Source organism: Streptomyces sp. NPDC059255 (assembly GCF_042752355.1).
Taxonomy (GTDB): domain Bacteria; phylum Actinomycetota; class Actinomycetes; order Streptomycetales; family Streptomycetaceae; genus Streptomyces.
Genome location: NZ_JBHYZP010000032.1, coordinates 71,647 through 97,628, shown reverse-complemented (window position 1 = coordinate 97,628; position 25,982 = coordinate 71,647). Strand labels below are relative to the sequence as shown.

Sequence of the window (25,982 nt, the reverse complement as noted above, 5' to 3'; positions counted from 1 at the left end):
ATCAGAAGGTCCTCGTTGCCGCGTCGATCTCTTTCGCCATCGTGGACGCCGCGTCCTCGGGGGACAGGGACCCCGAGAGCACCTTGCCCACCGCCTCGTAGATCGCCTGCGACATCTGCGGGTAGACGGGTGACACCGGTCGGCTCTTCGCGCTCTTCAGCGCCTGCAGCAGCTCCCGCGAGAACGGCATGGCCTTCTGGACCCGGGCGGACCGGTAGGCCGCCTCGGTGACGGGAGCGAGTGCGTTGTTGACGGCGATGCTCTCCTGCCACTTCTCGCTGGTCATGAAGTCGATGATCGCTACGGCGCCGGCCTCGTTCTTGGAGAACGCGCTGACGCCGAGGTTGCTGCCGCCGAGCACACCGATCCCGGCGCCCGGCTTGTTCCATCCCGGCAGGGGCGTCACGGCGAACTTGCCGGCGATGCCCGACTTCTGACCGGCCGCGTAAGCGTAGGGGTAGTTGCGCATCGTCGCCCCGGCGCCGGATTCGAACGCGAGGCGCGTGGCGTCCTCGTCGTACGTCAGCACCGACTTCGGGGAGGCGCCCTTGTCCATGCCGTCCCGCATGAACTTCAGTACGTCGACGGTCTTCGGCGCATCGATGGCCACCTTGCCGTCCTTGTCCAGCACTTCGCCGCCCGCGCTGTAGAGCAGCTCCAGGAAGCTGACGGTGAGTGATTCGCTCTGCGCCGCCTGGTAGAGGAACCCCTTCCCGGCGTCCTTCTCCCCGTACGAGTAAAGCTCCTGCCAGGTCCGCGGGGCCTTCGCCTCGTCGGTGCGGTAGTAGAGCAGACCCGCGTTCGAGTAGAACGGGACGCCCCAGTACGTGTCCTTGTAGCGCAGTGTGCTGGCGGTGGAGGGGATGAGCTGGTCCAGCTTGGGCTCCATCACCTTGCTCATGTCGGCCAGCCCGCCCTGAGCGGCCAGTTGCGCGGTCCAGACGACGTCCAGGCGCAGGACATCACACTGGGTCGACTTGGTCTGCATGCGCTGATTGATCTGCTGAAGCTGGTCGTCGGCCGAGGAACCGAGCTCCACATAGCGGGCCTTCATCGTGGAGTGTGCCTTGTTGAACGCCTCCATCGTCGCCTTCCAGACACCGGACGCGTCCGTGGGTCCGCAGACCGTCACATCCCCCTTGGCCGACTTGGCCAGCGACGGGTCGAGTTGTGTGGCGCCGGCGCTCGTCTCCTCCGAGCCGGAGCAGGCCGTGGCCCCCGCGGTCAGCGCCGTGACCACTCCGATCGCCGCCAGTACGCGGAAGGTACGTCGTTCACGTGTCGACGTCATTGTCATGCACCTCTCGATCACTTGGGTGGCTCCCCACCCACCAGGCGTCCCTCTGGTTTGCCTCTGCGGCGCTCCGCTACACTGAGCCGAACAATCCTATTTGTAGGATGAATGAGAGGGAGTAGAGCACGTGGCCGAACCTCGCGTCAAGGCAACCCGACGCAATCTCTCGACATCCATCGCGGACGATCTGCTGTTCCAGATCAAGAGTGGTCAGCTGCCACCGGGCTCGAAGGTACCGGGGGAAAAAGACCTGATGGCGCACTACGGAGTGGGGCGGAACACCGTCCGGGAAGCCGTTCAGTCCCTGGTGACCATGGGCTACCTCGATGTCCGCCCGCGCGTCGGGGCACGGGTGACCTCGGTGCCGATCGACGAAGCCGTCGAGGCGACGACCATCTCGGCGCTCCTGGCCGGGGACGCCGTCGGGGACATCTACGAGCTTCGGCGCGTACTGGAGACCGAGATCGCGGAGCGGGCGGCGATCGAGGCCACACCGGAGGACCTTGAAGCAATCGCGGCGGCCCTGGAGGACTACAACCGTGCCCACCGGGACGGCCGGGGGGCCTACCGGGCCGACGTGGCCTTCCACTCGGCGGTGGCGGTGGCCAGTCACAACGTGGCGTTCCGCAACGTGCTGGAGGGTGTGGGCGATCTCCTGCTCAACGCACGCCAGTTGACCGACCACCTCCCCGGGGCGGTGTCGCTCGCGGCCGAGGAGCACGCGGACATCGCGCGGGCGGTCGAACAGCGCGACCCGGAGAGGGCCCGGCACGCCATGAAAGTCCATATGCAAACCTCCGTCGAGGCGTGGAAGCGCGCGCAGCGACTCTTCAGCGAAAAGTGAAACGGCTCGTGAACGATCACACAACGTCGGCCACGGAGCGGATCGCGCCCGGCCGGAAGCGCCTTCGCGTAGCTGTCGCGAATCCCCTCCACGAGGAGTCCTGCCGGCGCATCGTGGAGCGCGAGCCACGCGTGACACTGCTGGTCGATCCCGCGCTGCTCCCCCGCATGCGGCACCGAGCCGATTTCTCGGGTGATCCCGGGTACCTGAGAACCTCCGAACAGCGCGAGAGATTCCACGCCCTGCTCGATTCGGCCGACGCGCTGCTCGGGATCCCGGGCGGCGATCCGGGGGAGCTCGCCCGCGCCGTACGAGCCAACCCGGGGCTTCGATGGGTGCACGCGACATCGGCCGGGGGCGGTCAGCAGGTCGGGGCGGCGGGCCTCGGCCCGCACGACCTCCAGCGGGTCGCCTTCACCACCTCGGCGGGTGTGCACGGATCGCCCCTGTCCGAGTTCGCCCTGCTCGGCATCCTCTCCGGGGCGAAGGACCTCCCCCGGCTGCTGCGGCTGAAGGAGCGACGCGAATGGAGCGACCGGTGGATCTCCCACCCGATCTCGCAGTACAAGGTGCTCGTCCTCGGCTTCGGCGGAATCGGCAGGGAAGTTACCCGATGCCTCTCGCTGCTCGGCGCGAGCGTGACCGTCATGTCACGGAAGACCGGTGCCGCGCATCCGGACGTCGACCGGTTCGTCACCCCGGACGCGCTGGGTGATGTCATGGGAGAGATGGACGCCATCGTGTGTGCCCTGCCGGGCACCGACCTGACGACACACCTGGTCGACGAGCGGTTCCTGGCAGCGGTCAAACACGGAGTCACCTTCGTGAATGTGGGCCGCGGCAGCGTCGTCGACGAGTCGGCCCTCGTCGCGGGCCTGCGGGACGGGCGGATCGGTTTCGCCGCGCTCGACGTGTTCGAGGTCGAACCGTTGCCACGTACGAGCCCTCTGTGGTCGATGCCCAACGTGTTGATCAGTCCGCACACCGCTGCCCTCTCGGCCGACCAGGAGGAAGGCGTTGCCGACCTGTTCGCCGACAACGCCACCCGGCTCCTCGACGGCCATCCGCTCAAGAACGTGGTGAACACGGTCGAGTTCTACTGACGTTCCGCTTCTGCTCACGTTCCGCCCGGGCCGGCATCGGCACCGGTGGTGCCGACTCCGGCACCGCGGCCCGGCGGCGGGGCGGCACAGAGCGGGGGGGGGCCGCACTCCTCGTGCGGGGTGGCGAGTTTCCGTTGGGTAAAACCCGGATTGCCTCCGGTCGAAGCTCTTCCCCCTGCTGTGCATCCACTGTATACACAGCATATGAGTCGAGATGACAGAGCCCTGCGCGCCGATGTGAACGGCGCCGACGCTCTCACCGGCAAGCTGCGGCAGCTGATTGTCGAGGGTGTCTATCCGCCGGGGCACCGCCTGGTCCAGGATGAACTCGCCGACCGTTTCGGGGTCAGCCGGATCCCGCTCCGGGAGGCCATGCGCACCCTGGCCAGCGAGGGGCTGCTGCGCACCACGCCGGGCCGTGGCACCTTCGTCACGGCCCTGGACCTGGACGAGATCGACGAGATCTACAACCTGCGGCGGCTGGTCGAGCCGAGCTTCGCCGAGCACGTCACCGAACGGGTGTCCCGGCGTGACATCAGCCGGTTCGACGAGATGGCCCACGCGATGGAACGGGTGACCGAGACCGGCGCGGATTCCTGGTCGCGGACCAACCTGGCGTTCCACCTCGACATGTACCGGCTGTCCCGGCTGCCCCTGCGCTACGAGATCATCTCGGGGATGTACCACCGCCTGGAGCCGTACTCACGGTTCTACGTGCACGGCACGTGCGCCTACGGCCGCGTCCAGCAGGAGCACGCGGCGATGGTCCAGGCGCTGGCCGACGGCGACGCGGAGGAACTCTCCCGGCAGATCCTCGCGCACATCGACGGGGGGCAGCAGGGCCTGCACGCGGCCTGGGAGAACAGCGGCTCGGACATGCAGACCTATTGGGCGGAGTCGGCCCGGTGACCGCGCTGACGATCAACACGGACGTGGGCGAGGGGTTCGGGGTCTGGGGCCCGGCCGACGAGGGAGACCTGCTCGACCGGGTCACGGCCGCCAATGTCGCCTGCGGGTTCCACGCCGGCGACCCCGACATCCTGCGCCGGACCTGCGAGGCTAGCGCCGCGCGGGGCGTGGCGATCGGCGCCCAGGTCTCCTACCGCGACCTGGCGGGCTTCGGCAGACGCTTCATCGACGTGCCACCGGCCACACTGGTCAACGAAATCCTTTACCAGATAGGCGCGTTGGAAGTCTTCGCGCGTCTGGCGGGCAGCCGGATCAGTTATGTGAAGGCCCACGGCGCGCTGTACAACGCGGCGGCCCGTCACACCGGACACGCGACGGCCCTCGTGGACGCGGTCGCCCTGTACGACCCCGGACTGCCGCTGCTCTGCCAGCCGCGTACGGTCCTCTGGGAGCGGGCCACGGCGGCCGGACTGCGGCCGCTGGCCGAGGGGTTCATCGACCGCGGCTACACCGACGAGGGGCTTCTGGTGGCGCGGTCCGAGCCGGGCGCCCTCGTGACGGACCCCGCGGAGGCGGCGCGGCGGGCGGTGCGGATGGCGCAGACCGGCACGGTGACCTCGGTGACCGGCAAGGCCGTGCGGATCGCCCCGGACGGCGAGGGGCTGTCGGCGCTGTGCGTGCACAGCGACACCCCGGGCGCCGTCGCCATCACCGCCGCGGTACGGACGAGCCTGGCCTCGGGCGGGATCACGGTCGGTACGCCCGGGGACCTCGTCACCGAGCGCGCGGAGGCACGGCCGTGACCCCCGCCCGGCCGGTCCTCAGGCGAGCGGGCGACCGCGGCTGGCTGATCGAGTGCGCGGGGCGCCGTCCCGCGGACGTCGCCACGGCGATCCGCGGGCAGTCCTGGGCCTCGGAACTGCGCGAGGTGGTGCCCGCGGCGACGACCGTCCTCGTGGTGGCCGAGACCGCCTCCGGGATGGGGCGGCTCGCCGAAGGGCTGCACGGCGTGCTCGACGAGTCCGGCACCCGGCGGACCCGGTCGGCCGCCGGGAGGACGGTGGTGATCCCCGTCCGGTACGACGGAACGGATCTCGCCGCGGTCGCCGAGCTCGTCGGCATGACTCCGGACGAGATCGCTCGCCTGCACACCGCCGGCGAGCACTCGGTCGGGTTCTTCGGCTTCGCCCCCGGATTCGCCTACCTGGACGGCGTACCGGAGAGCCTGCGGCTGCCGCGGCTGTCCAGCCCCCGGCCCAGGGTGGCCGCGGGGGTGGTCGCGATCGCCGGTAACCAGACGGTCGTGTACCCCGGGGGAACGCCCGGGGGCTGGCACCAGATCGGTGTGACCACCGCGCGGCTGTGGGATGTGGAGGCCGAACCGCCGAACCGGCTCGCCCTCGGCGACCGGGTCGTCTTCGAGGCGGTCGCGTCATGACCACGGCTCTCCGTCACGGCCGAAGCCCCGGCGCACCCGTCCGTCCCGGCACGGACCCGGAGCCCGGCACGGCGCGGGACACTCTCGGCGGCGGCCCGACGGCCCCGGACGACGCCGCGGTACTGACCGTGGTCGAGGCGGGCGTCGCCACCAGTGTCCAGGACCTCGGCCGGCCCGGTCTCGCGCATCTGGGCGTCCCGGCGTCGGGCCCCACCGACCGGCGCAGCTTCCGGCTCGCGAACCGGCTGGCCGGCAACCCGGAGAACACACCCGCTCTCGAAGTCACCGTCGGCGGCCTGGCGGTGACCCTGTCGACGCCCCGGTATGTGGCCATCACCGGAGCACCGGCGCCCGTGACGGTGGACGGCGTACCGGCCCTCGACGGCCCGCTCGTGCGGCTGCCCGCCGGATCCGTACTGAGGATCGGACGCCCCTGGGCCGCCTGCCGCAGCTATCTCGCCGTCTCCGGGGGGATCGAGACGGACCGGGTGCTGGGGTCGGCCTCGCGTGACTCGCTCACCGGCCTGGGCCCCGCCCCGGTCCGCGCCGGCACGGAGTACGGACTCGGCCCGGCGGCCCCGGTCCCGGCGGTTCCGCTGGAGCTGGCGTTCAGCGTCGTCCCCTGCGGAGGCCGGGTCACCGCCCGGTTCCGCTGGGGCCCGCGGCACGACCTGTTCAGCGCCGCCGACCGGCACGCGCTGACCACGACGCCGTGGCGGATCTCCGCCCAGTGCGACCGGGTGGGCGCCCGTCTGACCGGTCCGCCGCTCTCCGTCGGCTCGGTCGACCTGGCCAGCGAGGGAACCATGCGCGGCGCCATCCAGGTACCCCCCTCCGGCGAGCCGATCGTGTTCCTCTCCGACCATCCGGTCACCGGCGGCTACCCCGTCATCGGAGTCGTCACCGACGCGGACATCGACCTCGTCGGCCAGACCCTGCCCGGGGACGAACTCCGGCTCACCCCGGTGTACTGAGGCGAAAAGAGAGGAGATCACCGGCAGCCGTCGCGCACACCGCACGTCCCTACCGACCGCACACCGCACGTCCCCACCGACCGCACACCGCACACTCACCACTGTCACATCTCAACCAAGGAAGAGACATGACCGTTCAGCCCACCGCCCTCGCCCCCTTCCACCTGGCCATCCCGGTCGACGACATCGAAGCCGCCCGGGTGTTCTACGGCACGGTGCTCGGTTTCGGCGAGGGCCGCTCGGACACCAAGTGGATCGACTGGAACTTCGCCGGCCACCAGGTGGTCACTCACCAGGTCGGTGACGGCCCCTCCGGGACCGACCGGGACGCCATCGCCGGGACCAACCCCGTGGACGGCCACCAGGTACCGGTGCCGCACTTCGGACTGGTGCTCCCCGTCGCCGAGTTCAAGGAACTCGCCGACCGGCTCACCGCAGCGGGCACCGACTTCGTGATCGAGCCCTATGTCCGGTTCCAGGGTGAGCCGGGCGAGCAGTGGACGATGTTCTTCCTCGACCCGGCGGGCAACGCGATGGAGTTCAAGGCGTTCGCCGACATCAACCAGCTCTTCGCCGTCTGATCCGTCACAGGGACGGACCGGGACGGGCCGGGGCCCGGCATCGGACGACGGTCATCAGCAGGAGGACTGGTCCCGCTGATGACCGTCGTGCGGGCCCCCGTGCCGTACGGCCCGTCCGCCCGCGGTACGCACCGCATCCGTACGACCCGCACGACTGACAGCACATCCCAGCCATAGGACATGTCAGATCCGGAGGACCCCCATGACGAGCGTATCAACGGTTCCCAGCGCACCCGGGAACACCTCGGGCCCCGGGGCCGGGGCAGGCCCGTCGGCCTCGGCTCCCCGCAGGGCGGCGATGGCGGCGGCGGCCGGTACCGCCATCGAGTACTACGAGTTCGGCGTCTACAGCTACCTGGCCGTCGTCATCGGCCCGCACTTCTTTCCCGGCGACGACCCCACGGCCACCCTGCTGGCGACCCTGGCGGTGTTCGGCAGCGCGTTCCTGATGCGGCCGCTCGGCGGCATCGTCCTCGGCAGGCTCGGTGACCGGGTCGGGCGCAAACCCGTACTGATCCTCACCGTGGTGGGGATGGGCAGCGCCACCGCCGCCATCGGGCTGCTGCCCACGGCCGGCACGATCGGTGTGGCCGCGCCCGTGGCACTGCTCCTGATACGGCTGGCGCAAGGGTTCTTCGCGGGCGGCGAGGTGACCGGCTCCGCCACGTATCTCGCCGAGTCGGCCCCGCACGGCAAGCGCGGACTCTTCGGAGCCTTCACCCCCGTCGGTGTGGCCCTCGGAGGCGGAACGGCGGCTCTGGTGGCGGGCCTCACCACGACCCTGCTGAGCGAGCGTCAGCTCGACGCCTACGGCTGGCGCATCCCCTTCCTGCTCTCGCTTCCGCTGGTCGCCCTCGCGCTGTTCGCGCGCAAGCGTCTGGAGGACTCCGAGGCCTTCCTCGCGAAGAAGTCGGAACAGGCCACGGCGAAGGCACCGTTGACCGAGGTGCTCACACGACATCGCGGTCCGGTGGTCAAGGTGACCCTGCTGGCCATCGGTTCCAACTGCGGCTACTGGGTCGGCCTGATCTTCATGAACATCTACCTCACCACCGAACTCGGCTACGCCAAGTCCTCCACGTTCTGGATCATGGGCGGGATCAGCCTGTTCGTGGCCGCTCTCATGCCGGTCTGCGGAGCGCTCTCCGACCGATGGGGCCGCAAACGCCTCCTCACGGTCGGCTTCGCCGGATACGCGGTCCTGGTCATCCCCGCCATGGTCGTCATGGGTCTGGGAAGCTTCCCGCTCGCGGTCGCCGCCATGGTGGTTCTCGCCCTGCCGATGCCGATCGTCCAGTCCGTCACCTACCCGACGTACGCCGAGATGTTCCCCACGAGGGTGCGCTACACGGGTCTCTCGTTCAGCTTCAACATCGGCACCATCGTCGGCGGCGGGCTCAGCCCCTACCTGGCGACCTGGCTCATCTCCGCCACCGGCAACCTGCTCGCCCCGGGGTTCCTGCTGATGGTGGCCGTGGTGATCGCCCTGCTCACGCTGCGCACCGTCCGGGAATCCAGCCGGGAGACGCTCGCATGACCACCACCGGGCGCGGGCCCGTCCACCGCGACGCCGTACCGTCCTCCCCGGCAGCCCTCCGCCGTCTCGTGGCGGACGGCCGGTGGACCGGGCCCACCGCCGGGATCCTGGACGGATACCAGCAGGCCAACCTCGTGATCGTCCCGCAGGACCTCGCCTTCGACTTCCTGCTGTTCTGCACCCGGAACCCGAAGCCCTGCCCGGTCATCGCCGTCACCGAGCCCGGTGACCCGATCGTCCGCCTCGGCGGCACCGAGGCGGATCTCCGTACCGACCTGCCCCGCTACCGGGTCTGGCGGCACGGCGAACTGACGGACGAGCCGTACGACATCACGGATCACTGGCGCCCGGATTCCGTCGGCTTCCTGCTGGGGTGCAGCCACACCTTCGAGGGGCCGCTGCGCGCGGCGGGGGTCCCCGTCCGCTACGCCGAGGACTCGGCGGCGCCCCCCGTCTACGTCACGAACGTGCCGACGAGGCCGGCGGGGAGGCTGTCCGGTCCCCTGGTGGTCAGTCTGCGGGCGATCCCCGCCGGGCTGGTCCCGCGCGCCGTCGAGATCACCTCCCGCTACCCGGCCGGGCACGGCGCGCCGGTGCACATCGGCGATCCGGCGGCGCTCGGCATCACCGATCTCGCCCGGCCGGACTTCGGACCGTCCCCCGTCCTCATGCCCGGTGACGTGCCGGTGTTCTGGGCCTGCGGGGTGACCCCGCAACTGGCGCTGCCCCAGGTCAAGGCCGAGTACGCGATCACGCACTACCCCGGCCACATGTTCGTGTTCGATCACACCGTCGACGCCGGGCCGGAGAACATGGGGTAGCGACCATGGGGTGGCGACGCCCGGGGCCCCACGTCCTGGGCATCCCCCGCCCTGTCCGTGCCGTGGTCGGTGTCACCGTCCGGTCGGCGGCGTCCGGGTACGTCAGCGGGCGACCGCCCCGACGGGGCCGGCGGTCGCGTCCCACAGCCGGCCGGCCATGACCGGGTCGAGGCCCGCCTTGCCCGGCCGGCGGACTGCCGGGGAGCACCGACCGGTTCGCCACCGACACCCAGTGACGCCCCCGCGCCACCGGGACCGGGACGGGCAGGACCGGGGCCAAGTCCAAGTCCGAGGCCGAGAGCAGGCGGCTCCTCAGTCCTGGGCCGCGTCGCCCGGTGCGTGGGGAAGCAGCGGGAACAGCCGGGTGATGAGGGCCACCGGTCGAGCGCTGTCCGGCCGGGCCAGGGGGCGTTGCTCGCGGTCCCGGTAGGGCGCGAGGGTCCGTCGGATCACGTCCGCGACCCGGCTCATCTCCTCAGGTGTCAGATAGGCGACGGCGCTGAAGGCTTCGTCGTGGCGCCAATCGGACGGCGCCTCGTCCCGCTGGGCCAGCCATCGCTGCCAGCTCTCGTCCTCCAGGCCCCGGGCCAGGTCGTCGAACCCCCCTTCCGCGGACCCGTCGGCCGTGGTGGTGAGCCGCTTCAGACGCCAGGGGCGGGCGCGGCCCCCGCGGTGCGGGGCTTCCTCGATGTAGTCGTGGCGTGCGAGCTGCCGTAGGTGAAATGAGCAGAGGCCGGAGCTGTAGCCCAGCCGGGAGGCGGCTTCGGTGGCCGTGACCGCGCCCACTTCGGCGAGCAGGCGCAGCAGGGCCGTCCGGACCTCGTGCTCGCGCAGTTCTCCGCCCGTGCCGCGTGTCCGGTCGTTCGGGATGTTGACGTCGTCTTCGGTCACTTTGCAAAGTCTGCTACTTTGCAAAGAACTTGGCAAGCAGTGTGTGCGGGAGCAGCACGGCGCCGTGACGTCTGCGGTGTCCACGGCGTCCACGGCACGCACCGAAGGGGAGGCAGCTGTGTCTGTGCGTCATGAACGGTCCCGTCCCGTCGACCGGCGCGTCCGTCTGCAGGGCCGCCCCGTCGACTCGTATCCGGCTCTGCCGCCGGAGGCGGAACGTGGTTCGGTGCGCCGGGTCACGGTGGTGGGTGAGGAGATCCTGAGCCGCTCGTGCCAGGAGGTGACCCGGTTCGGCTCCCCCGGGCTGTCGGCGCTGATCGACGACATGTTCCTGACGATGTATGTGGCCGACGGCGCCGGGCTGGCTGCCAACCAGGTGGACGTCGACCTACGGCTGTTCGTCTACGACTGTCTGGACGACCACGGGATCCGGCATGTCGGCCACCTCGTCAACCCCGTTCTGGACCCGCCCGATCCGGGGAGCCGCCGACTCGTCGACGACGTCGAGGGGTGCCTGTCCGTGCCCGGTGCGGGCATGGCGGTTCCCCGCACCGATCATGCCGTCGTCCGCGGGCTCGACCAGGACGGCGAGCCCGTCGTCATCGAGGGAACGGGGTACTTCGCCCGGTGTCTGCAACACGAGACCGATCACCTTCTCGGTCACACGTATCTCGACCGGCTCTCCAAGCGGGATCGCACGGAGGCGCTGCGGCAGATGGCAGACCGCCGTGAGGACGTCTTCGCCCGACGCGCGGCCAAGGCCGCGGGCCTGGAGCGGTGAGTGCTCGGTGTGACGGTGCTGCCTCGCCCCTCCGCGACGGCTCCCCCGGCCGTCCGCCGTGCGGGGGCTGAGCCGGATCGGGTGGCTGCCGGGTGGTGGCGGACGGTGACGGCTATAGCCTTTGGTCATGAGTGTGAGTGAAGCCGGTCCTTTCGATCGTCGGAGTCTGCGCGAGCGGACCATCGCCTATCTGCGTGAACAGATTGTCTCGGGGGCGCTGCGACCCGGCGAGCACGTCCGGGAGGTACCGCTCAGCGACACGCTCGGGGTCAGCCGGGGGACCTTGCGGGAGGCTCTGCGTCCGCTGGAGGCCGACGGTCTGCTCGTCAACGACGGGAAGGGGCGGATGCGGGTCAGGAAGCTCAGCGCGCAGGAGATCGGCGACGTCTTCGAGGTGCGGACGGCCCTGGAGATCCTGGCGGCCTCGAAACTCGCGGGGAGCACCCGGCGTGCGGAGTTCGCGGACGCGCTGGAGCGGAAGGTCGAGCAACTGCGGGAGCCCGGTCTCGGGTTCGGCGAGCGGATCGACACCGACCTGGGTTTCCACGCCCTGATGTGCGAGCTGACCGGCAACGGCACGCTCAGCCGTTCCTGGCTCCAGCTGAACAGCCAGATCCGGATGATGATCATCGCGGCGGGGCAGGAACGGGCGATCGGCAGGATGCGCTACGAGGCGCACCTGCCGATCATCGAGGCCATCCGCACCGGTGACGTGGACGCCGTCCGGGAGACCCTCACCGAGCACATGGCGGACTTCACCCGCCGGTACGTCGGTGACGCGCTCGCCGAGGAGACGGAGCCCGCGGACACGCCGTGACGGGTCGGGGTCAGCGGACCCTGCGGAGTGCGGCGAAGAAGCCCCGCTTCGTCTCGGTGCCGGCCGCCCAGTCGACCGGTACGGCCTGATAGCCGTGGTGGTAGTCGCCGATCGTCGGCCGCGGCGGGTCGGTGGTGACGGAGCCCGGGTCGAAGTAGCCCCAGGAGGCGCCCGCGGCGAGGGCGGCCTTCATGTGGTTGTGCGGCTGGTCGAAGTCGAAGTGGTCGTCCTCGTTGAACATGATGGGCTTCGGGGTGTACCCCGGTGCGGCCCTGACCTCCTCGGCCATCTCCCGCAGCCGGTCCGGGGCGGGGGTCCCGTTTCCGTGCAGCAGGACGAAGTCGGCCTCTGCGAGCACCCGTTCGGTGATGATGGGCGGGTGGGCGAGGAAGCTGGTGCTGACCAGCAGTCTGCGGCCCTCGTGGGTGATCGACTTGGCGAGGGCGATCAGTTCGTGGACGCGTTCGGCCTTGATCAGGCTGTGCGTGTAGTGGCGGTGCCAGTTCACCTCGTTGGCGATCTCGATCAGTACGTGCCGCCAGCCGGACCGGAGCACCCAGGTACAGACCTCGGTGACAGCCCGCCGGATGGCCGGTTCGTCGCGCAGCCGGTGGTCCTGGCCGTGGTAGAAGATGTCCAGGATGACGACGAGGCCGAGCCGGTCGGCCTCCTCGATGATCCTTCCCAGGCGTCCGCGGTAGGCCGCCGACAGTTCGCCCTCGGGGGTGAACGCGGCGTTGTCCCAGGGCTGTTCGACGCTGTAGCCCTGGGGGCTGCCGCCCTGGACGCCGAGGGTAAAAGCGTCGAGGCCGTCCGCCTTCCACTGCGGCATGGCGGCGAGGAACTCGCGGGTGTTGCGCTCGGCGTCCCACACCCCGGTGTCGGGGTAGGCCCACTGGTGGACGGTGTCGGGATTGGCGTCGTCGAACACACCGTTGATCATGCGGCTGTTGAGCAGCAGACCGTCGAGCGGGATGCCGTCGAGGGTACGGCCCTGATTGGCGGTCCGCCCGTCGACGACGAAGTCGGTTCCCCGGATGTCGATCGAGGTCATGCGGGTCGTTCTCCTTACGGGGTGACAGGGTGACGTGGTGACGAGGTGGTGGCCGCCCGGAGGGCGGGGCGGTCGTGGACCGCGACGACCAGGCGGGCGGCCGGCGCGGCGATGAGCAGGACGGCGAGCGGCTGGACGTAGACGCAGCAGACGGCGAGCAGGGCGACGGCGGCGGTGAGGCCGGCGGCGACCGGGTGCCCGACGACGCGCTCCACCGTGCGGCGGAAGGCGTCGCGGACCCCGGATGTACGGCCCGCGAGGGTGGGTACGAGGTTGGCCGTGAACACCAGGAAGGGGATCGCGACCGCCGCCGACGCGACGGCGGCGTACGGCCGTTGCCCTGCCATGTGCGGGACGATCAGCGCGTTCGCGGTCAGCACCGCGGCGACCGGGAGGAGGACCGCGAAGGCGGCGGTGCCGGTGCGTGCCGAGCGCCGCAGATGGCCGAGGTAGGCGGTGGCGACGGGGCCTTCGTCGCCCTGGGCCCAGGCCCGTACGGTCGCCATGAGCGCGGCGGCGGCCGCCGGGGCGGTGACCAGGGGGGCGGCGGTGACCGTCCACAGCAGGCTCAGGTACAGGTACCGGCAGGCCGTGTCGAGCGCCGTGTAGCAGCGGCCGGACCACCAGGGGCCGCGGGGCGGGCGGGTCATCCTTTCATCCCGGAGGTGGAGATGCCGTCCACGATCAGCCGCTGGAAGATCAGGAACAGGGCGAGGGTGGGCAGCAGCGAGAGCACACTCATCGCGAACATGGGGCCGAACTGCGACTGGCCGGTGCCGTCGATGAACTGCCGCAGCGCCAGGGGGACGGTGTACAGCTGCGACTGGGAGATGTAGATCAGCTGGGAGAAGAAGTCGTTGTACGTCCACAGGAAGGTGAAGATGGCCGTGGTGACGAGCGCGGGGGTCAGCAGCGGGAGGATGACCCTGAGGTAGATCATCCCGGGGTTGCAGCCGTCGAGCGCGGCGGCGTCGTCCAGGTCGCGGGGGATGCCGCGGATGAACTGCACCATCAGGAAGATGAAGAAGGCGTCGACGGCGAAGAACTTGGGCAGCACCAGCGGGAGGTAGGTGTTCACCCAGCCGAGGTCGTGGTACAGGACGTACTGCGGGATGATCGTCACCTGTGCGGGCAGCATGATGGTGATCATCATGAGCGCGAACGCGATGCCCTTGAACCGGAACTCCAGCCGGGCGAAGGCGAACGCGGCCAGCGAGCAGGCGAAGATGTTGCCGACGACGGCCCCGAGGCTCACGACGACGGAGTTCAGCAGCGGCCGTCCGAAGGTGCTGCCGTCGGCGCTGGTCCAGCCTCGGACGTAGTTGCCGAAGTCCCAGCTGTGCGGGAGCAGGCCGGCCGAGCCGAAGATCTCGTCGGCCGGCTTCAGGGACGCCGACAGCAGCCACACCAGGGGGTAGAGCATCGCGACGGCGCCTGCGGCGAGGACGAGGTGGAGCAGGGCCCGGACGGTGCGTCGGCCGGCGGTGGCGGCACGGGGCGCGGGTGCGCCCGGGGGTGCGCTCCCGCCGACGGGTTCGGTGGTGGTTGTCATGGTGCGTTCTCACTATTCGTCGGCGTAGTGAACCCAGTACCGGCTGAGCCAGAAGTTGACCGCGGTCACCGCCGCGATGATGGTGAGCAGGACCCAGGCCATGGCGGCGGCGTAGCCCATCTCGAAGTTGTTGAACGCGGCCTGGTACAGGTACAGCGTGTAGACGAGCATCGAGTTGCCGGGGCCGCCCTGGCCGCCGCCGATGATGAAGGCCGAGTTGAAGACCTGGAAGGCGCTGATCACCTGGAGGATCAGGTTGAACAGGATGATGGGCGTGAGCATGGGCAGGGTGACGGAGAAGAACTTCCGTACGGTGCCCGCCCCGTCGAGGGAGGCGGACTCGTACAGCTCCGCGGGGATCTGCCGGAGCCCGGCCAGGAAGATGATCATCGGCGAGCCGAACTCCCAGACCCGGAGCAGGACGAGGGTGCCCAGCGACCAGGTCGGGTCGCCGATCCAGCTGGTCGTGGACTCGATGCCGATCAGGCCGAGCAGGTTGTTGAGGAGCCCGTCGGCGCCGAAGATCTCGCGCCACAGGATGGCGATGGCGACGCTGGAGCCGAAGAGGCTGGGCAGGTAGTACAGCGCACGCCACAGGCCCAGGGCCTTGACGCCGCGGTTGAGGATGGTGGCCAGCAGCAGCGCGAAGGCGAGTTGCAGCGGCACCGCGACGGCCACGTACACGAGGGTGACGACTGCGGACTTCCGCCACAGCGGGTCCGCGGTGAACATCCGCGTGTAGTTCTCCAGCCCGGCCCACCGGGGCGTGGAGAGCAGGTCGTAGTGGGTGAACGACAGGTAGAGGGAGGCCAGGAGGGGGCCCGCCGTCAGCACCACGAGGCCCACGATCCAGGGGCTGAGGAACAGCAGTGCCCATGCGCCCTGGGAGCGCCGCCGGCTCGTGGGCGCCGGCTTCGCCCCGGTGGTCGGGGCCGCACGGGGAAGCCCGGAGGTGATGGTCACGACAGATATCCCTCGGCCTGCGAGAAGAAGCCGTCGGTCCCCGCGGCGATGGACTGCTGCCCGGTGGCGATTCCCTGGCTCGTCGTGACGAACGCGGTCATCACCTGCGGGGAGCCGCTGGGGAACTCCTCGTCGAGGGGCGGAACCGGACGGGCGAACTCCTTGGCGACGAGTTCGACGTAGTCGACGAACACGCGGTCGCTCTTGCCGTACGTGATCGTCCTGCGCAGTTCCAGATTGGGCGGGGCGGCGAACTCGGCCTGGAGGACGCTCGCGGCCTGTTCGTCGTTGAGCATGAAGTCCACCAGCGCGACGGCGTCCGCGGGGTGGCTCGAACGGGCGTTGACCGCGACCCAGTTGGAGGCCCTGACGAAGTGACCGGACTGCGAGGCGCTGGGCATCGGCATGGTGCTGACGGCCAGCTCGTTCTTCGTCAGGGCCTGGAAGCTGCTCAGGACGTTCGGATAGATGAAGAAGTTGGGCACCTTGCCCGTGACCAGCAGCGAGTTGCCGAAGCCGCCGGTGGAGGTCTGCACGGTGAGGTCCCCGGGCGGGGCGGCGCCGCTCTTGCGCAGTTCCGCCCAGATCTCGAACCAGGCCTGGAGGTCGCCCTTGGAGAAGCCGAGCTTGCCGTCCTTGTACAGTTCCTTGCCGCGCTGGCGGACGAAGATCTCGAAGCCGTTGAAGTCGGTGCTGTCGTCCATGGTGCCGTAGAGGCGGCCGCCGGACTTCTTCCGCACGTCGTTGGCGAAGCTGATGAACCGGTCCCAGGTCTGGCCGGGTTCGGGGACCGACAGGCCCAGACCGGTCAGCGCCGACCGGTCCCAGATCACACCGTAGGCGTTGTCGCCGAGCGGCAGGGCCACGCGCTTGCCGCCGATGACGCCGCCGGAGGCGGCCTCCTGGTCGAGGTGCGACAGATCCAGGACCTTCGCGCCGTAGCGGTCGAGGGGCGCGAGGGCGTTCTTCGTGGCGTACTGCGCGACGATGTTCTGGAAGAGGGCCAGGACGTCGGCGGCGGCGCCACCGGCGATCTCGGTGGCCAGCTTCTGCGCGTAGGCCTCGTTGGAGAGCAGTTGCAGGCCGACCGTGCCGCCGTGCTTCTTGGCGTACAGCTCGAAGACCCGCTGGAGCTTCTGCTGCCGGACGTTCGAGCCGTAGGCGGACATCTTCAGCGGGACGTTGCCCTGGGGTGTGACCGAGGCGGACCCCGGGCTGCCGGAGGCGCCGCAGCCGGCCAGGGAGAGGGTGGTCGCCCCGGCTGCGGCGAGACCGAGTCCGAGGAAGGAGCGGCGGGAGGGACCTCTGCCGATGTGGTGCATGGTGCGTGCCTTTCTCCGTTGAAAGGTGAAGGGGAGGGAGTCGGGGAGCAGGACGCGAGGGGGGAGGTGGGGAGGCGGGGAGGCGGACGCCGGGAGGGGCGCCGGAAGGAGTGACCGGGCCGCCGGGAAGGGTGACTGGCGGACGCCGGGAGGGGTGACCGGGCCGCCGGGAGGGGTGGTTGTGGGGCGCCGGGAGGGGAGTCCTCCGGGGGCGGAGGGTCAGAAACCCTCCATCCGGTGGGGCACGTAGTGGGCTTCGAGCAGGCTCATCTCGTCCGCGTCGAGCGAGAGACCGACGGCCGCCACGGCGTCGTCGAGGTGGTGCGGCTTGGTGGCACCGACGATCGGCGAGGAGACGACCGGGCGGTGCATCGTCCAGGCGAGGGCGACCTGGGCCCTGGTGACCCCCCGGGCCTCGGCGATCGCCGCGACCTGGTCGACGATCTTGCGGTCCTCGGCCTCGGCCTGCTGGTAGAGCGTCCTGCCGAGGGGATCGGTCCTGATCCGGTCGCTGGTGTCGTCCCACGCCCGGGTGAGCTTGCCGCGGGCCAGCGGGCTCCACGGCAGCAGGCCGACGCCCTGGTCCAGACAGAACGGGTGCAGCTCGCGCTCGTCCTCCCGGGTCAGCAGGTTGTACTGCGACTGCATGGAGACGAAGCTCGTCCAGCCGCCGAGCCGGGCGGTGTACTGGGCCTTGGCGAACTGCCAGGCGTGCATCGACGAGGCGCCGATGTAGCGGGCCTTGCCGGCCTTGACGACATCGTGCAGGGCCTCCATCGTCTCCTCGATCGGGACGGTGTCGTCCCACCGGTGGATCTGGTAGAGGTCGACGTAGTCCGTGCCCAGACGGCGCAGGCTGGCGTCGATCTGTTCCATGATGTGCCCCCGGGAGAGCCCGCCGCCGTTCGGACCCGGCCGCATGACGCCGTGGACCTTGGTGGCGATGACGACTTCCTCGCGGCGGGTGAAGTCGCGGACGCAGCGGCCGAGGATCTCCTCGCTGTGGCCGAGGGAGTAGATGTTGGCGGTGTCGAAGGTGGTGATGCCGAGTTCCAGGGCCCGCTTGACGAACTCGCGGCTGGGCTCCTCGGGCAGGCTCCAGCCGTGCGCGCCCCGGTCGGGTGCGCCGTAGCTCATGCAGCCGAGAGTGACGGCGGAGACTTCGAGCCCGCCGGCGCCTATCTTCCGGTACTTCATGTCGGTGTGACTCCTTACGGGTTCTGGGCGGCGTTCTGGAACATGCGGATGACACTGGAGTCGTCGTTCCGGCCCAGCCCCTGGCGGCCTGCGCGGGAGAACAGGGCCGCCGCCTGCTCGGTCAGCGGGGTCACGGCGCCCGCTTCCCGCGCCGCGGCGAGGACGAGGGACGAGTCCTTGACGAAGATGTCGATCGCGCTGAGGACCGGTGGGGTGCCGGTGTCGAGCATCCGCGGTCCGCGGTCGCTCAGCATGAACGAGGACGCGGCACCGGACTCGATGGTGGCGAGGACCTGTGCCGGGTCGAGTCCGAGAGTACGCGCGAACTGCAGCGCCTCGCCCGCGGCCGCGAGGTGCACGGAACACAGCAGCTGGTTGACGAGCTTCACCGCCTGGCCGTCGCCGACCCGGTCGCCGCAGTGGGCGATCCGCGAGGCCACGAGGTCCAGCACCGGCCGTACGCGGTCGAGTACGCCGGGGGCGGCACCGGCCAGTACGGTCAGCTCGCCGGTCGCGGCGCGCACCGCTCCCCCGGTGACCGGTGCGTCCACCACCCGGGCGCCCAGGGCCTCCAGCCGGCGCCCCGCCTCGGCCACGCAGTCGATGCCGACCGAGCTCATCAGGATCACGGTGGCACCGGCGGCGATACCGGCGTGGACACCGTCGTCGCCGAACAGGGCCCGTTCGAGCTGGGCCGGTGTGGCCACCATGACCACGACCGCCTCGGCCCCGCGGGCCGCCAGGGCCGCGCTGCCGACGGCCCGTGCGCCTTCGGCGGCGAGCTGGGCGGTACGGGCGGAGTCCGGGTCGAACACGGTCACCGGATGCCTGCGCAGCACCAGCCGGGCCATCGGCAGGCCCATGGCGCCCGCTCCGACGAACGCGACCTTCATCGGACCTCCCCACCGGGCCGGGCCGACACGGCCGGAGCACCGGGCGCGGTACGGATGACGGGTTCGGCCCGCGCGGTGGGCGCGGCAGGCTCGGTGCGGTCGGCGGACCCGGTGCGGTCGGTGGACTCGGAACAAGCGGTGGCCAGGTGGCTCAGCGCGGATCGCACTTCCTCCTCCTTCGAGGCGAACGGACTGTCGTGTGTTTCCAGCTCCAGGACGAGCGGGCCTCGGTAGCCGGCCGACTCGACGGCGGCCAGCACCCGGCCGAAGTCGATGTCGCCCAGGCCCATCGGCCGGCGGATGTCCCCGGGCAGGGCGTCGCGCAGGTGGACGGTCGACACCCGGCCGGCGAAGTGCGGGAACAGCTCGGCCGGGTCTTCGCCGGAGGCCCTGACGTGGGAGACGTCCCATGCCTGGGTGATGCCGGGTGCCAGTGCGGCGAGCAGTTCCGTGGTGCGCGCCATGGTGTTGACCAGGCGCAGGTAGTGGGGTGCCTCGACGGTCAGTTCCACGCCCGTCGCGCGGGCGTGGCCGAGCACGGGCTCCAGTCCGTCGGCGACCCGGCGCAGTTGTTCCCCGGCCGGGATGGTGTGGTCCTCGGGTTCGCCGCAGGTGAGGACCAGTCGCGGGCTCGCCACATCGGCACAGAAGTCGAGCAGCCGGTACATCGCCTCCCGTACGGCCGTGTGGTCTGCGCGGGTGGTGAAGGAGCCGGGGTCGGCGTTGACCCCGGTGACGGTCAGGGAGGTGGCCCGGACCTGCTCCGCGACGGTGGCCAGCTCGGCGGCGGTGCCGCGCGGCGGAACGTGCTCGCACAGCCCCGCGAGGGCGCCCAGGTCGACCTGGTGGAAGCCGAGGCCGGCGATGGTGTCGAGGGCACGGGGCAGTGTGCGGTCGCGGAAGGTGATGGTGGAACAGGACAGGGGTGGCAGCGTCGGCATGGCGTATCCGGTCTCTCAGCCTCGGGGGGAAGGGATCTGCTCTCCGGCTGGGCCCTGTCTGACAAATAGCGCCGTCCGCCCCTTGGGGCGGGGCTCGCGGCGTCTGGTGCGTGCAATCGCAAGGCGGAGGATCGCCCGTGTACTGGATGTACTCGGGCGACTCCGACAACGCAGCGAGTGTGCGTGCCAGGCGTCGCGAGCCAGGCGGGATTTGTCAGACAGGGCCTAACGGGGTGGACCGGGTGTCGCCCGCGTAGCGGCGGCAGAAGTCGCCCATGTGCGCGGAGACGACGGAGGCCGCGTGCGCGGGGTCCCCGGTGGCGATCGCGTCGACGATGGAGATGTGGTCGGCGTAGCGCATCCGGCCGCTCGCCCGGGCGGGTCCGGCCGCGATGATGATCATCTCGATCTGGCCGATCAGCCGGCCCCATACGGCGTTGAGGGTGTCGCTGCCCGTCAGCCGGCAGAGCCTCGCGTGGAAGGCGAGGTCCAGCTCGATCTGCCGGCCGAACGACAGACCGGCCTCGTTCAGCGGCTGGAGCAGCTCGCGCAGTTCGGCCGCGGTCTCGCGCCGGTCGGGGCGCCGGGCCAGCTTGGTCGCGGCCAGCACCTCCAGTGTTTCGCGGACCTCGAAGACCTCGCGGATCTCCTGCGGGGACAGCTCCCGTACGTGCATGTGGCCGCGGCCGTCGCCGACGACCAGGCCCTCCGCCTCCAGGGGGCGCAGGGATTCGCGCAGGGTCCCGCGGCTCACTCCCAGTTCGCCGCTGAGGTTCACCTCCACGATGTGTTCGCCGGGACGGAGCGTCCCGGAAATGATCTGTTCTCGCACGTAAGTGGTGCAGCGCTCGCGCAGTGTGCTGCGGCTGAGCGCGGTGGGAACACCGTTCGTCATGGCCAGAACCGTACTTGTTGACATTTTTTTGTCAACAGTTACGTTGGGGCAACACAACACAGCAGGACGAACGGAAGGGATGGGGAGTACGTGACGCGACTGTGGAACACACCGGACGACTTTCCCGACGAGATGCTCGCCGGGTTCGCCGCGGCGAACGGCCGGTGGGTGCGGCGGGTGCCGGGCGGTGTCGTGCGCTCGACGCGGGACGAGCGGCCGACGGTGTCGGTGGTCGTCGGAGGAGGATCGGGCCACTACCCGGCCTTCGCGGGACTCGTCGGCCCCGGTCTGGCGCACGGCGCCGCGGTGGGCAATACCTTCTCCTCCCCCTCGGCGCACCAGGTGGAGTCGGTGGCGCGAACCGCCGAGCAGGGCAAGGGGGTTCTGCTGTCCTACGGCAACTACGCGGGCGACGTCCTGCACTTCGGCGAGGCCGAGGCCGCCCTGCGCGCCGACGGCATCGACTGCCGTACGGTACGGGTCACCGACGACGTGTTCAGCGCCCCCGCCGACCGCGCCGACCAGCGGCGCGGAACAGCCGGGGACCTCGTCGTCTTCAAGATCGCCGGGGCGGCGGCCGCCGCCGGACACGATCTCGACGCCGTGGAGGCCCTGGCGCGCAGGGCCAACGAACGCACCCGCTCGATGGGCGTCGCCTTCTCCGGCTGCACCCTCCCCGGGGCCGTCCGGCCGCTGTTCACCGTCCCGGAGGGCCGGATGGCCATCGGACTGGGCATCCACGGTGAGCCGGGCATCGCCGAGGTGGACCTGCCGACGGCCGACGGGCTCGCCGAACTCCTCGTCGAGCGGCTGCTGTCCGGCGAGGAGGTACCACCGCCGGACGGGCCGCGTGGTGCCCGGGTCGTCGCCCTGCTCAACGGCCTCGGCTCGGTGAAGTACGAGGAGTTGTACGTCGTCTACCGGCGCGTCGCCGAACTCCTCGACACCGCCGGTGTGTTCGTGGCCGACCCGCAGGTGGGCGAGTTCTGCACCAGCTTCGACATGGCGGGGGTCTCGCTGACCCTGCTGTGGCTCGACGACGAGTTGGAGCGGCTGTGGTTCGCGGCGGCCGACACCCCGGCGTTCCGTACCGGAAGCGTCGACGCCCCACTGCCTCGGTCCGTACGGGATCCGGCCGCGGAGGGGACCGGGGCGGCCGACGGAGCCGCGGTGGCCGGGGCCGGATCCGGGCCGCAGCCGGAGGCGAGTGAGGAGTCGCGCCGGCTCGCGGCCCGCATCGCCGACGGCCTCGACGCCGCGCACACCGCGATCGACGCCACCGCCGAGGAACTGGGCCGTATCGACGCGGTGGCCGGGGACGGCGACCACGGCATCGGCATGCGCCGCGGGACCCGCGCGGCGGCCCGCGCCGCCGCCGCGGCGGCCGGGCAGGGCGCGGGCGCGCTGACCACGCTCGACGCGGCGGCGAGCGCCTGGTCCGACAGGGCGGGCGGCACCTCCGGCGCCATCTGGGCGGTCATCCTGCGCGCGGTGGGCCATGAACTGGGCGACGGCCGCGCCCCCGCGGCGGCGGACCTCGTGCGCGGGCTGAACCGCGCCGTCGAGCAGGTCACGGCCTACGGCAAGGCCGTGCCGGGCGACAAGACCCTGGTCGACGCGCTCGTACCGCTGGCCGACACCTTCGCCGCGGCGGTCGCGTCCGGCGCCGATCCCGCCACCGCCTGGGCGAAGGCTACGGCCGCGGCCACCGCCGCCGCGGACGCCACCGCCGGCCTGCTCCCCCGCCTCGGCCGGGCCCGCGTCCACGGCGAACGGTCCCTCGGCACCCCGGATCCCGGCGCCGTCTCCCTCGCCACGCTCGCCGGGGTCGTGGCGGGATTCTTCCCCGCGGCCTGATGACCGCCCCTCGGCACCGGGACCCGGCGGACCGGCGGCCGCCGGCTCCGCACACTCCCGGCCCTCAGGGCCCCAGGGGCTCAGGCCCACGACGAACGGACTTCCCCTCATGAACGCCTGGCGCCTCGTCGTCGGCTCGGACGACGCAGGATACGAGTACAAGCAGCGCATCAAGGCCGATCTCCAGGACGATCCCGATGTGGCCCATGTCCTGGACATCGGTGTGAACGCCGAAGGGCACACCCCGTACCCGACCGTGGCCATCCGGGCCGCCGAGATGATCGCGCGAGGCGAGGCCGACCGGGCGATCCTCGTCTGCGGGACGGGACTCGGGGTCGCCATAGCGGCCAACAAGGTCAAGGGAGTGCGCGCGGTCACCGCCCATGACAGCTACTCCGTCGAGCGGTCGGTCCTCTCCAACAACGCGCAGATCCTCTGCATGGGACAGCGGGTGGTGGGCATCGAGGTCGCCCGCAGGCTGGCCAGGGAGTGGCTCGGCCACCGATTCGACACGGCCGGCCCGTCGCACGCGAAGGTCGTCGAGATCGACAAGTACGAAGCACGGTGAACCGGTTACGAAGCACGGTGACCCGGTACGGCCCCGGGGCACCGCGTCCCGGAAGGAGCGCGCGGTGGCCCGGGGCATGGGCCGCGGTCACCCGGGCCGCAGTCACCCCATGTCGGGTGTGCGCCGGGAGCCGGTCGCCCGCTCGACTCCGTAGGCCAGTGCCAGCATGTCCGCCTCGTGGTACGGGAGGGCCATGAGTTCCAGACCGACGGGCAGCCCGTCCTCGGTGAATCCGGCCGGGACGGTGATGGAAGGCATCCAGAGCTGGGACGCGATCACCGTGTTGGTCGGGAACTCCAGGCAGGTCCAGCGCGAGGCGAGCACATCGGCGTGGGTCGGCGCCGCGATGCGCACATCGGGGAAACACAGCGCGTCGAGGCGGTGCGCGGCCATGACACCGATGATGTCGCGCTGGAACCGCTCGCGGGCCTCCAGCCGCTGGTGGTAGTCGGGGTCGTCGGCCGGGCGGGCCGGGCCGGTGGCGATTCCGGCGAACAGGTCGAGGTTGGGGTGGGCGAGGCCGTCGGCGTACACCTGGGCGACGGAGGTGGCCTTGATCCCGGGGCGGGTCGCCAGGAACGCGTCCATGTCGGCGCGGGAACGGGAGAAGTACACCGACGTGTAGGCGACGTAGTGGTCCAGATCGGGGACCTCGACGTCGACGAGTTCGGCTCCGCCCGCCACGATCCGGTCGAGGGCGGCGCCGATCACGGAGTTCACCGCCTCGGCCTCGGGGTCGTCGGCGCTGCCGAACGCCTGGCGCAGCACCCCGATCCGGGCTCCGCTCAGCGCGTCCGGGTCGAGGGCGTCCGTATAGCCGGTCCGGTTCCGCGCGTCCGTGGAGCCGGTCCGGTTCCGCGCGATCGCCGCGGTGGCGGTGTAGGGATCGGCCGGGTCGTATCCGGCGAGTACGTCGAGCAGGATCGCCGCGTCGGTGACGGTCCTGGTCATGGGCCCGGGGGTGTCCTGGGGCTCGACCAGGGGGGACATGCCGTCGCGGCTGATGAGGCCCGGCGTCACGCGCAGGCCGACGAGATTGCAGAAGGAGGCGGGCAGCCGGATCGAACCGCCGGTGTCCTCGCCGATGCCCACCGTCGCGAGATTGGCGGCGACCGCGGCGGCCGTACCGCTGCTGGAGCCGCCCGCGTCGCGGTCGAGGGCGTAGGGGTTACGGGTCAGGCCGCTGACCGTGGAGGTCGAGTGCCAGGAGGTGGCGAAGTCCGGCATGGTGGTCTTGGCGAGGATGATCGCGCCCGCCTCCCGCAGCTTGCCGACGATCGTGGCGTCGCGGTCCGGCACATTGTGTTCGGCGGTCCGGGAACCGTACGTGGTGGTCAGTCCGGCGGTCTCGATCTGGTCCTTCAGCACGACGGGGATCCCGTGCAGCGGGCCGGAGAGCTCGCCGGTGGTCCGCAGCCGTTCGTCGAGCGCGTCCGCGTCGTCGAGCGCGGCGGTGTTGACGGCCAGGACGGAGTTGAGCCCGGGTCCGTCGGCGTCGGGGGCATCGACGGTGGCGATCCGGTCGAGGTACGCCCGCACCAGGGCGCGGGCGGTGAGCGTGCCGGCCCGGTACGCGGCGTGGACGTCGGCGATCGTGGTCTCGTCGAGGGCGAAGTGTTCCGTCATGGTGTGCTCCTGCGTGCGTCGTGTGCTTCCGAGGGGATCAGCGGTGGGACCGGGGGCGGGACCGGTCGGGCGGGAGGGTGTCCGGCAAGGGTGGTCGGGCGAGGCCGCCGGGACCGTCGTACGAGGGCGTCAGCCGAGGCCGCTGAGCGGGCGCACGGTGATGTCGTGCGCGGCGAGGGCGTCCCGCACCGCCCGGCCGGTCGCGGCGGCGTTCGGCGCGTCGCTGTGCAGACACAGCGTGCGGGCCCGGACCGGGACCGCGGAGCCGTCGGTCGCGTCGACCACGTTCTCGGTCACCATGCGCACGGCACGGCGCGCCACCCGCTCGGGCGGCCGGGGCTCCTTGGTCCGTTCGAGCACGAGCCGGCCGTCCGGTGAGTACGCCAGGTCCGGGAAGCCCTCGGGCTCGACGTGGACCCCGTACGCGTCGCGCACGTGACCGGCGAAGCGCGCGTCGAGCAGGAAGAGCCGGAGCGAGCTGTCGACGGCCGCCGTGGCACGGGCGATCGCGTCCGCGATCGTCACATCGGCGCTGGCCATCACGTACAGCGCGCCGTGCGGTTTGACGTGTGTCAGCGCGCTGCCCGCCGCGCGGACGAACCCGGCGACCGCGCCGATCTGGTAGAGGGAGATGTCGTAGGCCTCCTGTGCGGACAGGTCCATGCGGCGTCGGCCGAATCCGACCAGATCCGGCAGCGCCACATGCGCGCCGATGTCCAGCCCGTGCCCCGCCGCCCGGTCGACGGTGGCGCGGAGGGTCGACGGATCGCCGGCGTGGAACCCGGCGGCGACGTTCACGGTGCTGACCAGTTCCATGAGCTCGGCGTCGGCGGGCATCTGCCAGCGACCGAAGCCCTCGCCGATGTCGCAGTTCAGGTCGATGTGCGCACTCATCGCTATGTCCGCCTCTCGTGACGGGGAACGCCCCCGGGTCGGCCGGGCGTCATGGGGTGTCGCCGTACGGCGGGCGATCGGAGGCACGGCGCCCGGGGGAAGGGGGCACGATAGCCTCAAGAAACGCACGATCGGTCCGACGTCCAATGTCTAACATTGGACAGTAGTGGCTGTCCCGTGTCATGCAAGTGTGTCCGAGGTAACGAACAGATCTCTTTGGAGGAGGGTCC

Annotated in this window: 26 protein-coding genes; 13 read left to right on the top strand and 13 right to left on the bottom strand. The window is 70.9% G+C overall.

Annotated features, from left to right (window positions below; all coding sequences use genetic code 11):
- Position 1 precedes the first annotated feature (1 nt).
- Positions 2-1,291 carry an ABC transporter substrate-binding protein gene (locus ACFXKG_RS30365; protein WP_384845864.1) on the bottom strand — a complete coding sequence of 430 codons (1,290 nt, stop codon included), beginning with the start codon at positions 1,289-1,291 and terminating at the stop codon, positions 2-4.
- A 130-nt stretch (positions 1,292-1,421) separates the two neighbouring features.
- On the opposite strand from ACFXKG_RS30365, the gene ACFXKG_RS30360 reads away from it, so the two are divergent.
- The 9 genes from ACFXKG_RS30360 to ACFXKG_RS30320 all read left to right on the top strand — a co-directional run bounded on the left by ACFXKG_RS30360 (position 1,422) and on the right by ACFXKG_RS30320 (position 9,501).
- Positions 1,422-2,138 carry a FadR/GntR family transcriptional regulator gene (locus ACFXKG_RS30360; protein ID WP_384845862.1) on the top strand — a complete coding sequence of 239 codons (717 nt, stop codon included), beginning with the start codon at positions 1,422-1,424 and terminating at the stop codon, positions 2,136-2,138.
- Positions 2,139-2,146: 8 nt separating this feature from the next.
- Positions 2,147-3,241, top strand: a complete 1,095-nt coding sequence (locus ACFXKG_RS30355; RefSeq protein ID WP_384845860.1) for a D-2-hydroxyacid dehydrogenase — start codon at positions 2,147-2,149, stop codon at positions 3,239-3,241.
- Between the two features lie 204 nt (positions 3,242-3,445).
- The gene (locus ACFXKG_RS30350; RefSeq protein ID WP_384845858.1) at positions 3,446-4,150 is read left to right on the top strand and encodes a GntR family transcriptional regulator; all 705 of its coding nucleotides are present in this window, start codon (positions 3,446-3,448) and stop codon (positions 4,148-4,150) included.
- Positions 4,147-4,953 (top strand): LamB/YcsF family protein, encoded by an 807-nt coding sequence (locus ACFXKG_RS30345; RefSeq protein WP_384845856.1) that lies wholly within the window; start codon positions 4,147-4,149, stop codon positions 4,951-4,953. The genes ACFXKG_RS30350 and ACFXKG_RS30345 overlap by 4 nt, the downstream gene beginning before the upstream one ends.
- Positions 4,950-5,588 (top strand): allophanate hydrolase subunit 1, encoded by a 639-nt coding sequence (locus ACFXKG_RS30340; RefSeq protein WP_384845854.1) that lies wholly within the window; start codon positions 4,950-4,952, stop codon positions 5,586-5,588. The genes ACFXKG_RS30345 and ACFXKG_RS30340 overlap by 4 nt, the downstream gene beginning before the upstream one ends.
- Entirely contained in the window at positions 5,585-6,562 is a 978-nt protein-coding gene (locus ACFXKG_RS30335; protein ID WP_384845852.1) for a biotin-dependent carboxyltransferase family protein, read from the top strand. The genes ACFXKG_RS30340 and ACFXKG_RS30335 overlap by 4 nt, the downstream gene beginning before the upstream one ends.
- Before the next feature lie 128 nt (positions 6,563-6,690).
- Positions 6,691-7,143, top strand: coding sequence for a VOC family protein (locus ACFXKG_RS30330; protein ID WP_384845850.1), 453 nt, complete (start codon positions 6,691-6,693; stop codon positions 7,141-7,143).
- Between the two features lie 202 nt (positions 7,144-7,345).
- Positions 7,346-8,680: an MFS transporter gene (locus ACFXKG_RS30325; RefSeq protein ID WP_384845848.1), complete on the top strand. Its 1,335-nt coding sequence runs from the start codon at positions 7,346-7,348 to the stop codon at positions 8,678-8,680.
- Positions 8,677-9,501: a putative hydro-lyase gene (locus ACFXKG_RS30320; RefSeq protein WP_384845846.1), complete on the top strand. Its 825-nt coding sequence runs from the start codon at positions 8,677-8,679 to the stop codon at positions 9,499-9,501. Before ACFXKG_RS30325 ends, ACFXKG_RS30320 begins: the two co-directional genes overlap by 4 nt.
- A gap of 312 nt (positions 9,502-9,813) precedes the next feature.
- Here the strand turns inward: ACFXKG_RS30320 and ACFXKG_RS30315 are convergent, their stop codons facing one another.
- Positions 9,814-10,392: a helix-turn-helix domain-containing protein gene (locus ACFXKG_RS30315; RefSeq protein ID WP_384845844.1), complete on the bottom strand. Its 579-nt coding sequence runs from the start codon at positions 10,390-10,392 to the stop codon at positions 9,814-9,816.
- 118 nt (positions 10,393-10,510) lie between these two features.
- Here ACFXKG_RS30315 and def point away from each other — a divergent pair, with 118 nt between their 5' ends.
- Together def and ACFXKG_RS30305 are read left to right on the top strand one after the other, a co-directional pair.
- Positions 10,511-11,173 (top strand): peptide deformylase, encoded by a 663-nt coding sequence (def, locus tag ACFXKG_RS30310; RefSeq protein WP_384845842.1) that lies wholly within the window; start codon positions 10,511-10,513, stop codon positions 11,171-11,173.
- A 127-nt stretch (positions 11,174-11,300) separates the two neighbouring features.
- Positions 11,301-11,990: a GntR family transcriptional regulator gene (locus ACFXKG_RS30305; protein ID WP_384845840.1), complete on the top strand. Its 690-nt coding sequence runs from the start codon at positions 11,301-11,303 to the stop codon at positions 11,988-11,990.
- A 10-nt stretch (positions 11,991-12,000) separates the two neighbouring features.
- Here ACFXKG_RS30305 and ACFXKG_RS30300 read toward each other — a convergent pair whose 3' ends face one another.
- The 9 genes from ACFXKG_RS30300 to ACFXKG_RS30260 form a co-directional block, all read right to left on the bottom strand.
- Positions 12,001-13,044 (bottom strand): hypothetical protein, encoded by a 1,044-nt coding sequence (locus tag ACFXKG_RS30300; RefSeq protein ID WP_384845838.1) that lies wholly within the window; start codon positions 13,042-13,044, stop codon positions 12,001-12,003.
- Positions 13,045-13,058: 14 nt separating this feature from the next.
- Positions 13,059-13,694: a DUF624 domain-containing protein gene (locus tag ACFXKG_RS30295; protein WP_384845836.1), complete on the bottom strand. Its 636-nt coding sequence runs from the start codon at positions 13,692-13,694 to the stop codon at positions 13,059-13,061.
- The gene (locus ACFXKG_RS30290; protein WP_384845834.1) at positions 13,691-14,596 is read right to left on the bottom strand and encodes a carbohydrate ABC transporter permease; all 906 of its coding nucleotides are present in this window, start codon (positions 14,594-14,596) and stop codon (positions 13,691-13,693) included. The genes ACFXKG_RS30295 and ACFXKG_RS30290 overlap by 4 nt, the downstream gene beginning before the upstream one ends.
- A gap of 12 nt (positions 14,597-14,608) precedes the next feature.
- Positions 14,609-15,559 carry a carbohydrate ABC transporter permease gene (locus tag ACFXKG_RS30285; protein WP_384845832.1) on the bottom strand — a complete coding sequence of 317 codons (951 nt, stop codon included), beginning with the start codon at positions 15,557-15,559 and terminating at the stop codon, positions 14,609-14,611.
- Positions 15,556-16,881 (bottom strand): ABC transporter substrate-binding protein, encoded by a 1,326-nt coding sequence (locus ACFXKG_RS30280; RefSeq protein ID WP_384845830.1) that lies wholly within the window; start codon positions 16,879-16,881, stop codon positions 15,556-15,558. Before ACFXKG_RS30280 ends, ACFXKG_RS30285 begins: the two co-directional genes overlap by 4 nt.
- A gap of 219 nt (positions 16,882-17,100) precedes the next feature.
- Positions 17,101-18,078: an aldo/keto reductase gene (locus ACFXKG_RS30275; protein ID WP_384845828.1), complete on the bottom strand. Its 978-nt coding sequence runs from the start codon at positions 18,076-18,078 to the stop codon at positions 17,101-17,103.
- Positions 18,079-18,092: 14 nt separating this feature from the next.
- Complete coding sequence (locus ACFXKG_RS30270; protein ID WP_384845826.1) at positions 18,093-18,971, bottom strand: NAD(P)-dependent oxidoreductase; 879 nt, start codon at positions 18,969-18,971, stop codon at positions 18,093-18,095.
- Entirely contained in the window at positions 18,968-19,912 is a 945-nt protein-coding gene (locus ACFXKG_RS30265; protein WP_384845824.1) for a sugar phosphate isomerase/epimerase family protein, read from the bottom strand. The genes ACFXKG_RS30270 and ACFXKG_RS30265 overlap by 4 nt, the downstream gene beginning before the upstream one ends.
- A 214-nt stretch (positions 19,913-20,126) precedes the next feature.
- Positions 20,127-20,807 (bottom strand): GntR family transcriptional regulator, encoded by a 681-nt coding sequence (locus ACFXKG_RS30260; RefSeq protein ID WP_384845822.1) that lies wholly within the window; start codon positions 20,805-20,807, stop codon positions 20,127-20,129.
- Between the two features lie 90 nt (positions 20,808-20,897).
- Between ACFXKG_RS30260 and ACFXKG_RS30255 the strand changes: the two genes are divergently transcribed.
- A complete protein-coding gene (locus ACFXKG_RS30255) occupies positions 20,898-22,664 on the top strand; it encodes a dihydroxyacetone kinase family protein (RefSeq protein ID WP_384845820.1) in 1,767 nt (588 codons plus the stop codon).
- A 109-nt stretch (positions 22,665-22,773) separates the two neighbouring features.
- The gene (locus ACFXKG_RS30250) at positions 22,774-23,232 is read left to right on the top strand and encodes a ribose-5-phosphate isomerase (protein WP_384845818.1); all 459 of its coding nucleotides are present in this window, start codon (positions 22,774-22,776) and stop codon (positions 23,230-23,232) included.
- 102 nt (positions 23,233-23,334) lie between these two features.
- Here ACFXKG_RS30250 and ACFXKG_RS30245 read toward each other — a convergent pair whose 3' ends face one another.
- Together ACFXKG_RS30245 and ACFXKG_RS30240 are read right to left on the bottom strand one after the other, a co-directional pair.
- Positions 23,335-24,858, bottom strand: a complete 1,524-nt coding sequence (locus ACFXKG_RS30245; RefSeq protein WP_384845816.1) for an amidase — start codon at positions 24,856-24,858, stop codon at positions 23,335-23,337.
- A gap of 129 nt (positions 24,859-24,987) precedes the next feature.
- Positions 24,988-25,752 carry a LamB/YcsF family protein gene (locus ACFXKG_RS30240; protein ID WP_384845814.1) on the bottom strand — a complete coding sequence of 255 codons (765 nt, stop codon included), beginning with the start codon at positions 25,750-25,752 and terminating at the stop codon, positions 24,988-24,990.
- Between the last annotated feature and the right edge of the window lie 230 nt (positions 25,753-25,982).

Excerpts from the sequence above, each read along its gene's own strand:
- ACFXKG_RS30320 (WP_384845846.1), top strand. The coding sequence starts at position 8,677 with ATGACCACCACCGGGCGCGGGCCCGTCCACCGCGACGCCGTACCGTCC.
- ACFXKG_RS30270 (WP_384845826.1), bottom strand. The coding sequence starts at position 18,971 with ATGAAGGTCGCGTTCGTCGGAGCGGGCGCCATGGGCCTGCCGATGGCC.
- ACFXKG_RS30325 (WP_384845848.1), top strand. The coding sequence starts at position 7,346 with ATGACGAGCGTATCAACGGTTCCCAGCGCACCCGGGAACACCTCGGGC.
- ACFXKG_RS30280 (WP_384845830.1), bottom strand. The coding sequence starts at position 16,881 with ATGCACCACATCGGCAGAGGTCCCTCCCGCCGCTCCTTCCTCGGACTC.
- ACFXKG_RS30265 (WP_384845824.1), bottom strand. The coding sequence starts at position 19,912 with ATGCCGACGCTGCCACCCCTGTCCTGTTCCACCATCACCTTCCGCGAC.
- ACFXKG_RS30275 (WP_384845828.1), bottom strand. The coding sequence starts at position 18,078 with ATGAAGTACCGGAAGATAGGCGCCGGCGGGCTCGAAGTCTCCGCCGTC.
- ACFXKG_RS30350 (WP_384845858.1), top strand. The coding sequence starts at position 3,446 with ATGAGTCGAGATGACAGAGCCCTGCGCGCCGATGTGAACGGCGCCGAC.
- ACFXKG_RS30245 (WP_384845816.1), bottom strand. The coding sequence starts at position 24,858 with ATGACGGAACACTTCGCCCTCGACGAGACCACGATCGCCGACGTCCAC.
- ACFXKG_RS30300 (WP_384845838.1), bottom strand. The coding sequence starts at position 13,044 with ATGACCTCGATCGACATCCGGGGAACCGACTTCGTCGTCGACGGGCGG.
- ACFXKG_RS30290 (WP_384845834.1), bottom strand. The coding sequence starts at position 14,596 with ATGACAACCACCACCGAACCCGTCGGCGGGAGCGCACCCCCGGGCGCA.
- ACFXKG_RS30260 (WP_384845822.1), bottom strand. The coding sequence starts at position 20,807 with ATGACGAACGGTGTTCCCACCGCGCTCAGCCGCAGCACACTGCGCGAG.
- ACFXKG_RS30250 (WP_384845818.1), top strand. The coding sequence starts at position 22,774 with ATGAACGCCTGGCGCCTCGTCGTCGGCTCGGACGACGCAGGATACGAG.
- ACFXKG_RS30295 (WP_384845836.1), bottom strand. The coding sequence starts at position 13,694 with ATGACCCGCCCGCCCCGCGGCCCCTGGTGGTCCGGCCGCTGCTACACG.
- ACFXKG_RS30305 (WP_384845840.1), top strand. The coding sequence starts at position 11,301 with ATGAGTGTGAGTGAAGCCGGTCCTTTCGATCGTCGGAGTCTGCGCGAG.
- ACFXKG_RS30365 (WP_384845864.1), bottom strand. The coding sequence starts at position 1,291 with ATGACGTCGACACGTGAACGACGTACCTTCCGCGTACTGGCGGCGATC.
- ACFXKG_RS30335 (WP_384845852.1), top strand. The coding sequence starts at position 5,585 with ATGACCACGGCTCTCCGTCACGGCCGAAGCCCCGGCGCACCCGTCCGT.
- ACFXKG_RS30330 (WP_384845850.1), top strand. The coding sequence starts at position 6,691 with ATGACCGTTCAGCCCACCGCCCTCGCCCCCTTCCACCTGGCCATCCCG.
- ACFXKG_RS30240 (WP_384845814.1), bottom strand. The coding sequence starts at position 25,752 with ATGAGTGCGCACATCGACCTGAACTGCGACATCGGCGAGGGCTTCGGT.